Origin of the sequence: Pseudomonas sp. B707, assembly GCF_022496685.1 — a bacterium.
Lineage (GTDB): Bacteria > Pseudomonadota > Gammaproteobacteria > Pseudomonadales > Pseudomonadaceae > Aquipseudomonas > Aquipseudomonas paraglycinae.
Genome location: NZ_WTVE01000033.1, coordinates 253,088 through 264,659, shown reverse-complemented (window position 1 = coordinate 264,659; position 11,572 = coordinate 253,088). Strand labels below are relative to the sequence as shown.

Annotated in this window: 9 protein-coding genes; 1 reads left to right on the top strand and 8 read right to left on the bottom strand. The window is 56.9% G+C overall.

The window, feature by feature from the left end:
* Window positions 1-115: 115 nt before the first annotated feature.
* From GQX66_RS23485 to GQX66_RS23465, 5 genes are all read right to left on the bottom strand, one after another.
* The gene (locus GQX66_RS23485; protein WP_240871907.1) at window positions 116-1,342 is read right to left on the bottom strand and encodes an OmpP1/FadL family transporter; all 1,227 of its coding nucleotides are present in this window, start codon (window positions 1,340-1,342) and stop codon (window positions 116-118) included.
* 117 nt (window positions 1,343-1,459) lie between these two features.
* Entirely contained in the window at window positions 1,460-1,981 is a 522-nt protein-coding gene (locus GQX66_RS23480) for a PqiC family protein (RefSeq protein WP_240871787.1), read from the bottom strand.
* Window positions 1,982-2,031: 50 nt separating this feature from the next.
* Window positions 2,032-3,687, bottom strand: coding sequence for an MlaD family protein (locus GQX66_RS23475; RefSeq protein WP_085745674.1), 1,656 nt, complete (start codon window positions 3,685-3,687; stop codon window positions 2,032-2,034).
* Window positions 3,668-4,318 carry a paraquat-inducible protein A gene (locus GQX66_RS23470; protein ID WP_240871784.1) on the bottom strand — a complete coding sequence of 217 codons (651 nt, stop codon included), beginning with the start codon at window positions 4,316-4,318 and terminating at the stop codon, window positions 3,668-3,670. The genes GQX66_RS23475 and GQX66_RS23470 overlap by 20 nt, the downstream gene beginning before the upstream one ends.
* Entirely contained in the window at window positions 4,315-4,911 is a 597-nt protein-coding gene (locus GQX66_RS23465) for a paraquat-inducible protein A (RefSeq protein WP_085745676.1), read from the bottom strand. The genes GQX66_RS23470 and GQX66_RS23465 overlap by 4 nt, the downstream gene beginning before the upstream one ends.
* A gap of 249 nt (window positions 4,912-5,160) precedes the next feature.
* Between GQX66_RS23465 and GQX66_RS23460 the strand changes: the two genes are divergently transcribed.
* Window positions 5,161-5,832, top strand: a complete 672-nt coding sequence (locus tag GQX66_RS23460) for a DUF3313 domain-containing protein (RefSeq protein WP_085745677.1) — start codon at window positions 5,161-5,163, stop codon at window positions 5,830-5,832.
* Window positions 5,833-5,864: 32 nt separating this feature from the next.
* Here the strand turns inward: GQX66_RS23460 and GQX66_RS23455 are convergent, their stop codons facing one another.
* The 3 genes from GQX66_RS23455 to GQX66_RS23445 all read right to left on the bottom strand — a co-directional run bounded on the left by GQX66_RS23455 (window position 5,865) and on the right by GQX66_RS23445 (window position 11,554).
* On the bottom strand, window positions 5,865-6,494 hold the full coding sequence (locus GQX66_RS23455; protein ID WP_085745678.1) for a hypothetical protein: 630 nt from the start codon (window positions 6,492-6,494) through the stop codon (window positions 5,865-5,867).
* Window positions 6,495-6,592: 98 nt separating this feature from the next.
* Window positions 6,593-8,950, bottom strand: coding sequence for a tetratricopeptide repeat protein (locus GQX66_RS23450; RefSeq protein ID WP_240871783.1), 2,358 nt, complete (start codon window positions 8,948-8,950; stop codon window positions 6,593-6,595).
* Window positions 8,951-9,049: 99 nt separating this feature from the next.
* Window positions 9,050-11,554 carry a fused MFS/spermidine synthase gene (locus tag GQX66_RS23445; RefSeq protein WP_240871780.1) on the bottom strand — a complete coding sequence of 835 codons (2,505 nt, stop codon included), beginning with the start codon at window positions 11,552-11,554 and terminating at the stop codon, window positions 9,050-9,052.
* Window positions 11,555-11,572: the final 18 nt, after the last annotated feature.

Here is an 11,572-nt window from a genome sequence, read left to right as displayed (position 1 = left end):
CGACGCAGTGCGACGGACACATCAAGCGTAGGAGTAGCTGGCGTCTTTTACCAAGTCATCTGCGGTCATCTGTGCCTTTTTGGGACACACGGCACAGCCACTCTTACCGAGTGGTTTAAAACCGCCAGACCAAACCACCACCCAATACATGCAGCGCTGCGTTCTTATACTCGCCGGATACCGTGCCTCCGGAGCGTGATTTGGTCTGTTGCACGTCCATATCCCCCAGGTAGATCAGGGTGTAGCTCATGTGCACGTCCAGGTTTTCTTGCAGCGTGTAGTTGAATCCGGTTGCCAGACGCCATGTCTCATTCATGGGGTTATCGACAGTGCGATCCTTGTCGTCGACGGCGGAAGAGTCATAGGCGACGCCGATATTCCAGCGCAGCTTGGGGTTGATCTGGTTTTGCGCGCCGACGGAAACATGCCAAGTGTCCTTGTATTGCCGATCGGCAGTGCGCGCGGTCGATGCGGCATCGGTGTCAACCTCGACACCCAACTTGCCGAAATCACTCCAGTCTTGCCAGCCGAGGCTACCCAGCAATGTCCACTGAGGATCGAGCTGGTAAGAAATACTGGTGGTGACTGTCTGAGGAACATTCATGTCGATATTCAGTTGATCGACGTCAATACGGTTCAGCGCGACTCGAAGCAGAGGATTGGTGATGTTTTTCAACTCGGGCCGGTCTTCAAATTCCAGTTTGACCTTGCTGGTCCATGCAATCCCGAGCTTGGTCCTTTCGTTTAGTTTGTAAAGCAAACCGATATTCGCGCCCGTGCCCCAGTCGGTGTCTTTGTAACGTAACTGCCCATCGTCAGCGTTGCCCAGGCCCAGCACGTTGTTATTGACCGCTACTTCAGTGCGGAAGTAGCCCAGCATGAAGCGTGGTCCAAAGCCGATCGACAAATCATCAGAAATTTTATAGGCGTAGGTCGGCTGGAATGAAACGCCGATAATTGCAGACTCTTGAGTGAAATATCGTCCTGCCCAGTCGTCGTCATAGTCCAGTGCCAGACCGAAATTGCCATACATCCCGAAGCCGATAGTCGAACGATCATCAAGTTGATGGCTGACGAAAAAACTACTGCCCGGAAGATACTTCAGTGCATTGCCGCCCTCGTTGCCACTAAAGGTATTGTCTCCGTCACGGGAAAAACTCACGTCACCCAGGATCACTTGGGCATTGAAGTTGACCTGGGTGCCAGCCAACTGACTGATGCCGGCCGGGTTGTTCATCAGCACACTCGGGTCTGTGGCCAGCACTGCCGCCCCGGCGTTCGCAAGGCCCGTGCCCTCGTGGCCTGCTTCATAAATCATGATACCGCCCGCCTGGGCGGACATGCTGCTGAGCAACAAACTTGTAGCACCGAGAAGTGACAGGCCTTCGCGCAGGGCGTTTCTAATGGTGAGTTCCGATCCAGAGCGGCGCAAAATCGTGACGGACATGAGGGTCTCTCCTTACTGGGCGGCAGGGCAACCGTTACCGGGTTTGCTGGCAGTTCGGCCCACCAACGCTGCCAGTCGTTTGACGTTGTTTTGCTGGGCTGCTACCAGATCATCAATGCTGACACCGGATGCGGTTTGCAGGACGCTGCGACAATTCAGCGAAAATGCCCCGTCGGCACTCCGCAAGCGCCAATTAGCGTCCATGAGAGCGTATTGGCCAGGAACCGAATCGAAGCGTTGCACCTCCACGCGTAGTAGCACTTTTCCATTAACGCGAACGTTGTTGAGCTGATCACTCAGTGCACTGCGTAGCTCTTCGGAAAGACTGGCGGCCCACCATTGGGTTTCGAGGATTGCCAGCCCGCTGTCGCCTTGGCGAATCACGATCTGCGGCCTGTCGACTTGCGGCGGCACCGTCATGCTTTCGATCTGAATTTCGCCAACGACGCTGTAGGAGGGGCCCGCCGGTTGCGCCGGGGTCAAGGTGTGGAACGAGATTGGATCGCTGCGGCATGCTGCCAGCAGCAACAGCATGCTGGCCAATGCTGAAATACGTCCTGACTTCATCGGTTTCGCTCCTGCGCTTAGTTACGTGGCGGCCCTTTCAGGTCCAGTGGCGCGGCATTGGCGGGGCGTCCGCGAATCAGCGATTCGGGGTTGCGTCCCAAGTAATCCGAGAGTTCACGCAGAGAGCGCGACATGCGTCCGAGTTCATCAAGTGTTTCAGTCAGTTTTTCCCGCTGCGGCGAGTCTTCAGCCAGCGTCGCATTGGCCGACTGCAAGGTTTTGCTCATGTCGGCAAGCGTGCTCTGTACCCTCGGCAACGTTTTGGCATTGAACTGTGTAAGCCCTTTGCGCAGTTCGGTCAGGTTGCCATCAAGATTGCTGGCAATTCGCTCGACCGGCAGCTTGTTGATCTTGTCGACCATGGCCTGCAATTGCTCTTGCAGCAGTTCCAGGCTGCCAGGCACGGTGGGGATCGCAATCGGCCGTGCGTTGATGTCGAACGCCACCTTCGGCGCCTTTGGAAAGAAATCCAGCGCAATATATAACTGACCAGTGAGCAGGTTGCCGCTACGTGCTTGCGCTCGCAAACCGTTGCCGACAAAGGTGCTGAATATCCGTGCAGTCCCCGCTATGTCCTCCGGGTCGTGTTTCAGCACCTTCAGCAGTTTTGCGTGTGCCTGGCCCAGCCGTTGCGGATAAATCACGATGCCTACATTGACCGGAAAGCTGCGTTTGGCCTCATCAAAATCAAGATTGACCGAGACAACCTTGCCAATCTCGACACCGAGAAACTCGACCGGCGCGTCAACCTTGAGCCCGCGCATCGCCTGATCGAAACGCAAACTGAGGTATTGTGCCTTGCCATTGGGAGGGGCGAGGGCGGCTTCTTGATTCGCGAACAGTTCGAAGTTCTTGTCCTCGCCTGCGGCCGTGTCGTTCGGACTGAACTCGGGCGCCCGAAAAGCAATGCCACCCACCAGTAAGGTCGACAGTGATTCGGTTTTCAAAGCGAAACCGTTGGCACCTACATTTACGTCGATACCGCTGGCGTTCCAGAAACGAGTATTCTCGGTGACATAGGCGTCGTTCGGCGTATGAATGAACACTTCAATACTGACGCCTTTACCATCGGGGTCCAGCGCATAAGCCACGACTTGGCCCACCGGTATCTTGCGGTAGTAGACCGGGGAGCCGATGTCCAGGGAGCCGAGATCTTCGGTGTGCAGGGTAAAGCGTTTGCCCGGTTCGCCGTAGGTAATCGGAGGCGGATTTTCCAGCCCCTTGAACGTTTTTGCCCGCGTGTTTGACTGACCGATATCGGCGCCGATGTAGTCGCCGGAAAGCAGGGTGTCGATGCCGGACACGCCACCCGCGCCGATACGGGGTCGCACTACCCAGTATTTGGAGTCTTCGCGAGTGAAGCCTTCTGCCTGTTTGGCCAGTTTGATCGTGGCGTTCACGCTTTTCTGATCGTCGCTCAGACTGACATCCGAGACGTGTCCGATCACCACATTGCGGTACTTGACTTCGGTTTTGTTGGCGGTGAGTCCATCACCTGTTTTAAACGTCAGCGTGATGGTCGGCCCTTCCTGAAGAATGCTGTGAACCACCAGTGAAATGCCTACCAGCACTGCAATGATGGGTACTATCCAGACCAGCGAGACGCCGAATCGACGCGTCTTGAGCGGGGCCTGTCCCGGGGTATGCGGCTTGTCATTGGTGGATGACTTCATCCATGAACTCCCTGTCTTGCCGATTGTGTTGGTCCCAGATAAGGCGCGGGTCGAAACTCATCGCCGAGAGCATGGTGAAGACCACCACCAAGCCAAAAAACAGAATGCCGGCACGTGGTTCGATGTCGGCCAGTGCGTCGAACTTCACCAATGACGCGACCAGTGCCACGACGATGACGTCGAGCATCGACCAATACCCGATGACCTCAACGAACCGGTACAGACCGGAGCGTTCCTTGAGCGCCCATTGGCTGTCGCGCTGAACCGTGACCAGCAGCAGCGTGATCGCGACAAACTTGATACCGGGCACGGCGATACTTGCAATGAAGATGATCAGCGCGATATCCCAGGCTCCGGCCTCCCAGAACTCCAGCACGCCGCTCATGATAGTGCTGTCAGCGCCGTTGCCGACCATTTTGGTATTCATGACCGGCAGCAGATTGGCCGGAACATAGAACGCCAGCGCCGTGAACATATAGGCCCAGGTCCTCGTCAGCGAATCGGGCTTGCGGCGATGCAGGGTAGACCCGCAGCGTTCGCACTCATGGGGTTCGCCCGTCATGTCGCACGCCTGGCCGCAACTGTGGCAAAGACACAAGTTAAGGTCATTGGCATTGGGCGGCATGTTCATAGGATGTCCCACAGTTCGCGGATATCGCGCCCGGCAATGCGGATCATCATCAGGCTCAACACGGCGAGAGCAAACAGGCCAATACCCGGCAACACGTCCAGCAGCCCGGCAAGTTTGATCACCGCGACCATGGCCCCAAGAAGGCAGACTTCAAGCATGCTCCAGGGTCTAAGGGTTTCCAGCCATCGCATGCAGAAGCGGAAACCGGGGGAACGACGAGATTTCAGCGCAAAGCCCAGCACCCAAACCAGCAGCAGCAACTGGATAATCGGCGCAATGATCATGGCTACTGCGGCTACGAGTGCTATGAAAGTGATCGGTCCAAGGCTCAACGCCACGACAGAATCCCATAGCGTCGCACTGTTTTTCAGACCTTTGAGGCTGATGCTCATCACCGGATAAAAATTAGCGAAAATCCACACCACCAGCGCTGTGAGAGTGAGCGCCAAACGCTGCTCAATCGTCAGTCCGTTATAGCGCTGGAGCACGCCGCCGCAGCGCACGCACCAAGTCTTCTGATTCTTGATGAGCACGCTGCGCTCGTAAACACCGTCGCAGTGCTCGCAAATGATCCATCCCTTGTCATTTCCCATCGGGTACGCTCGGCGGACTTTAGAGACTGGAAAAACTTCAATGAGAATAGAAGTGCTTTAAGGTTCAGCAACTTTTTTTATTTCAGTATCTGATGAAAAGGACGAGATCTACTTCGATTGGCGATCAGGGCAAAAAGTTGAGCTATACATAAACGGCTCGTCTATTGGCTCATCAAAAGCCAGGACGTTTGCAGCCATGCATTGATCGAATGGGCTTCGCGAAATTTCGCACACCAGGGAGATTCAAGAATGAGAGCAACGCTTTTGATGGGGTCGGTATGTCTGGCTACGCTAGCCATGACCGGATGTTCAAGCAAGCTGACTCAGCCTGATGAGTACTCGGGTTTCCTCAAGGATTACAGCCGTTTGAAGGAGGAAAAATCCCCCTCGGGTGCAGCCGTGATGCGCTGGGTTGATCCCAAGCTCGATCTGAACAAATACTCGAGCGTTTACGTAGAGCCGAGCCAGCTTTACCCCAAACCACAACCTACCGACAAGATTCCGCAAAGCACACTCAACGGCATCACGTCCTACTACGACTCTGCACTCAAGCGTGAGCTGGGCAAGTCCCTGCCTTTGGCCAATGGCCCAGGCCCGGGCACCATCGTTGTGCGAGCGGCTATCACGGCTGTCAGCAGCAAGACTGAAGGGCTCAAGCCATACGAAGTGATTCCAATCGCGCTGGTCGCCGCTGCAGTGAGCACTGCGACTGGTATTCGTGACCAGGAAACTACGATCGCCACTGAAGCCGTATTTCTGGATGGCGGCAATAACGCGGTGATTGCTCAGGTTGTGCGCAAAGGCACTGGCCAGCCGCTGGAGAACGACAGCCAAATCATGAAAGCGACAGATGCGCGCAAGGTATTGGACGAGTGGGCGGCGGACCTTCACCAGTCGTACCTGAAGTTGAAAAACAAGTAACGTCGGACTGACTTGCTAACCCTTCTGTCCTGTCAACCATGATGAGGGGCAGGGCAGGTGGGCTGGCACTCAGGATTTGGCAACCAGGGTTGTATAGCTTCCAGGAGGCCACGACCTCCACGTCGCAAATTGGTGAGCAGCGTCAGCCATGTCAGCTCGGTAATGATCACATGTGATGCGGGAATCAAGCGCACTTCACCCGCAGTACCGCCAGCGGGACCACCATCAGGCATGTAGATCGTCAGGAGCTCGCCGACACTTTCGAGCACCAGACAGACGCGCCACCCTTCACCTTCCGCGATTAACCCGACCTTTGAGCCGTCGTCATTTTCCAGCCCGGCCATTCGACTCGCGGCGTCCTTGACCAGTTGATACCCGGGCAAATTGCCAAGGACCTTGTTTTCAATCGCGTCGATAGCACGCGACGCGGCTGTCGTCTTCGCCAGCAGGCCAGCCAAAAAACACAGCAGAATCAAACCCGCCAAGGTAGCCAGGCTTAGTAGCGTGACACCGGCGATGTCATAGCCGGAGAACATTGGCAAAAGCTTTTGCACCGGGCCTCGCAGAAGGTGAATGGCTTTTTCGATCAGCACGAAAATGAGAACCAGCGGCAGGATAAAGATCAGGCCACCGAGCACTGTAGTCTTGAAGAACTTGAACATAGCCCGCTCCTTCATGAATGGCTGTAGCGCGCAACTGTGATTGACTGGCCTGGAACCGGCCAGCCCCCTTCACCTTAGGCTACAAGTCGTAACCGCACTCATTTCAATGCCGGATCCGCAATATTCATTTTCTTCCAGGACTGCAAGACTACCTGTGCCTTGGGTTCCTGCCCGCTGTTGAGATACCACTCGATCAGCGATAGCCGCGCGTTGCGATTGGCAGGTTGCACCTTGAGCAAACGCTCCAGTTGCGCACAGGCTTCATCCACTTTGCCATTCTCGTGCAGAGCAACTGCCAGAACGTAACCGTACTGTGCATTCTGCGGCTCCAGTTGCGCAGCCTTGCTGAGGGATGGCATGGCCTCGGCGGTTTTTCCCGCGCGGATCAAGGACAGTCCGCGAGTATGGTGCAGCAACGCGGCGTCAGGGTGTTGTTTGAGGCTTTCATCAAGCAGGGCTTGGGCTTCCTGACTGCGGCTGTTGCCTTCCAGCCATTGCACAAGCGTGACCAAAGCGGGGTAGAAGTCCGGATCGCGCTTGATTGCCGTGCGCAGTAGCCCCTCTACTTCGCTGGAACGACCATTGGCTTGATAGAGCATCGCCAGGTTGAGGTTGGCTTCCGCGCGCTCCGCCAGACTCTTTTGCACGGCTTCGTACTCGGCAATTGCGGCGTCCCAGTTGGCCTGTGCCGGGCCAAGTCCATTGCGAGCGACACTCAACAGATCCCGTGCCGCCACGATGCGCACAGCTTTGACCGAATCACCCAGTAGCGGCGTCAAAAGAGAGGTCCGCTCCGGCGGCGGGAGAAACGCGCTGACTGCGCGTACTGCGGCTTCACGGACTTGCGGCTCCGGATTTTTCAGGTCCTGCGTTGCCAGCTTCAACGCTTGATCACTCGGATACAGCGCCAGCTCCGCCAACAACGTCGCACGCTGAATAGCCGGTAGATTGCTGCGCTGCAACTGCTCGTATAACGCCTGCGCTGCACCGGGTTGGCCATTGCGAATCAGTCGCAGGCTTTCGTCGTAACGCGGCGCCTGCGGGGCAGTCGAGCTGTTCCACAATTTGAATTGCGCGGTGATCTTGTCCCCGCCCTGGCCTTGGTGACAAGTCAAACAGGCGTCCTGAGTGCCGAGTTTTGCCGCGCGTTCCGGGTTGGGAATACTGAAGCTGTGGTCATGCCGGAAATCGTTACCCATATAGAACTTGCCGGGCATGTGGCAATCGACGCACTGTGAACCAGGCTGGCCCATGGCGTGACGGGTGTGTTCAACCGAGTCGTAGTTTTTTGCCTGGAGGCCTTTACCATCGACACCTTCGACGGCGGTTTTCCCAGCGGTGTTATGGCATTGCAAGCACACTCCGTTACCCGGTGCTTTCAACTCGCTGCTATGCGGGTTATGACAATTGCTGCAGCGCACGCCTTTGTCGAACATTTTGCTTTGCAGGAACGAGCCATGTTCGAACACTTCATCCTTGATTTTGCCGTCCAGTGAGTACAGCTCGCGGGTGAGGGCGCTTGGCAGGTAATCGTCCATCAAACGCTTTCCTACGGTGTAGCCATCACCCAAGGGCGCGCGGCGAGCGTGGCAGCGGGCGCATGTCTCGATTTCGACGGTGGCGTTCTTGTCCTTAAGGTTGACGTCGAAACCAGCATGGATCAGATCTGTTTGCTTCGCTGTCCACTCAAGGTGGTTCGACGCCGGACCATGGCACGCCTGACAACCGACGCCAAGACTGTTCCAGTGACTGGCGAAAGTGTTGCTGGCGGCATCGAAGTTGCGCTTGAAACCGGTGGTGTGGCACTCAACGCACATGAAGTTGGCGTTCTGGCTCGGCTTGCTCCAGTGCAGTGGATTCTTGAAATTCACACCTTGGCCTGCGTAGAGATGAAACCAGCGATGCTTCTCGGTATCCCAGGCGACACCCAGTGCCTGCAAGCGACCTTCGCCGACCTCGATCAGGTATTGCTGGAGCGGCGCGATGCCGAAGGTGTAAGCGACTTTGAAATCGGCGTTCTTGCCATCGAGCCCCGGTGCATTGACCCAGAATTCGTCGCCCTTGCGCACGAAACGGGTGGTCTCGTTTTCGGCTTTGAAGGTGACGTTGTTAAAGTCACCCAGCATGGTTTCGGCGGTGGCCGGTTGCATGGCCAATTGGTGGTGTGAGCCTTGCCAATCCTTGGCCTGTTCACTGTGGCAACCCTGGCATTGTTGTTCATCGACCATCGTCGCCGGTTTGGCTGCGACCACCGGTACAGACTTGGCGGGTTGCAACACGGGGGCGCTGATCTCCACATACTTGCCCGACGCGGGTGCCGGGCTTAGCAGAAACCAACCGATTCCCGCCACGGCAGCCAGCAGCACGCCGATAGTGACGGGAAACAGGTAGCGAGAAATCGAGGTCGGTGCGGCGTCAGGCTGGTTCGGTGCGGCTCTGTTTTTATGCTTGGGCATTGCGACTTCCGTAGTCCAGGTCCATGTGCCTTCAGGCAAGTATCGAGCTAATGCAGCTTTAGCCTGCTGGCAGGCGAGTGTCAAATGTTCACCGGGTAATCACTGGCCGACGAACCAGCGAAAATACGGATTACCTCCGTCACCACTCATGACTTCCCGGATATCGCGTGCCCAGGCGTCTCGGTCACCGTCATAGGCATGCAGGCTGGCTCGATAAAACTGCATCAGGCGTTGGCGATGGGCTTCCATACGCTGGGTAAAACCTTCGTCACCATTTACCAGAGGCGGCGAAACGTGCAGGTCCAGCAATGCTGGAAGTACCCGGGTGATCTCCTTGGCGCGCACCCATGGTGCGTATTCTATGCGCGGCTGATCGTCTGTTACGGCAGGCGCGTCGGCGGCGAAACGCTCAAGACCGGCCCGGCCGGTGACCCAGGTTGACAGCAACGCTGCGGGCGAGCCGATGCCGACGTCTTGCAATGTGCTACGCACCGAATCTTGCTGAAAACGTTGGCTGATTTTTGTCACGTCCAGTTCGATTGGCTCCATCGACCCCACCAACAACATTTCATGAAATTCGCTGGTCCAGACATTCGCATAAGGAAATACATCGAGAAAACTGCGCACCAGTGAGCGCGAGTCTTCAATATTTTGTGTTGGCAAAGGCAACCATTGAGCGACCAGGCCATGTTTCTGCAAACGGCTGGCGGCCAATTGATAGAAGTCCCGGGAATACAAATTCACTACACCGGCGGCGGAGGGTGGTGGTGGTTCGAGCGTAATCAAGTCGTAGCTTTGCGGACTGCGCAGGAGCTCCTGACGGCCGTCGCGCAGACGCACATCGACACCAGGATCGCTGGCCGCGTTGAAATTTCCTTTGAATAATGGGGCGGCCTTGATCACGGAGGGCAGCAATTCCGCGACTACTCGATGCTCCAGCCCTGGATATTTGAGCAATGCACCTGCGGTGATTCCGGTACCGAAACCGATCACCAAAGCCGAGCGGGGCTCGCCATTGTGGATGAGCAACGGCAGCAACGCCTGAATGCGCATGTAGCGCAGTGACGGCATCGCGTCGCCGGTGTTTGAAACCCCCTGGATATAAAGGCGCTGGAATGCATTTTGTCCTTTACCTTGGGTGACCACCGCAACCGTACCGCCGCGCCCCTCTTCGTAGAATGCCAGCGTTCCATTGCGAGCGCCGGGTAACAAGCTCGCCAGCTTATCGACCGGCGTTAACAGTGCGAGTGCTACCGATACCAGGCCGAGTGCAACAACAGCCTGGCGCCGTCCTTTTTTCACGCCGTGTCCTTTGCGTACCGCCAGATAACCGATGGCCGCCGCGATGACCGCAAGCAGGCCCAAAGTACGCACAAGGCCAAGCAAGGGAATCAGCAAAAATCCGCAGAGCAGCACCCCGATGATCCCGCCAAGGGTGTTGAAGGCGACCACCGCACCGACATCTCGGCCAACTCGCCCATTGCCGACGCTCAGGCGTAACGCCAATGGAAATGCAGCTCCGAGCAACAGGGTCGGCAGAAACACAATGCTCAGTGCGGCAACTGCAAAACGGGCACTCATCCCCGCCAGTTCAGCGGCGCCCAATGCCAGCAGCCAAATCTCGGCCTGAGTCTGCGCCATCACCAACCAACGTCCGAGCAGAGCGATTTCCAGCAGCGCAATCAGCCCGGCGCCGACGATAAGCAAACCAAACACGCCCCATGGATCGCGGATCCGATCAACGCGGCGGGAGAGCAGGGCGCTCCCGAGAAACAGCCCGGCAAGATACGTCGCCAACACCACGGCAAATGCGTAGGTACGAGTACTCATGAATTGCACGATCGACTGCGACCACACCACTTCATAGCCCAGGGCCACACCGCCGGCTACTGCGTAGAGCCACAAGGCTGTGCGATCGGGGGATTGCTCGGAAAGGTGCTTGACCGCAGCAGCCTTCGTTATCGGCTGCTGATGCTGCCACCAGAGCGCGCCGGCGGCAGCCAGCAGATTGAACATGGCGGCGAATAGCGCGCTGCCCCTGACACCGAAGGTGGCAACCAGTACAAACGCGGCAAGCAGAGTACCGGCAATCGCGCCGAGGGTATTGGCTGCGTACAGTTGGCCGCCGGCCTTGCCCGGGGCTGATGCCAGGGATCGCACCAGCACGGGGAGCGTACCTGCCATCAGCAAAGCAGGGACGCCCACCAGAGCGAAGGGGAGTGTCCATGCCAGCACGCCGACATACTGCTGCAGCCAGGCAAACACCGGGGCAGAAAGGCTAAGTGCAAACGTTGCGCCGACACCTAGTGCGGCAACCAGCACTTCCAGAATGGCGTACAGCACGACAGGTTGATGCAGGCGATCTGCCCAGCGGCCGAACAGCCAGCCACCGAACGCCAGACCCGCGAAAAATGCGCTGATGCCCGTGGTGATGGCATAGACCTCAACACCAACCACCAATGACAACTGCTTGATCCAGAGCACTTGATAGATCAATGCCGCCGCACCGGATATGCACAGCAAAAGCGCGGGGACGATCAGGGCTATATGAGAGGGGCCAGCAACAGACATATCCGGGATTTCGCTAGTAACTCGTGAAGACATTGCACGACAGCCTTATTC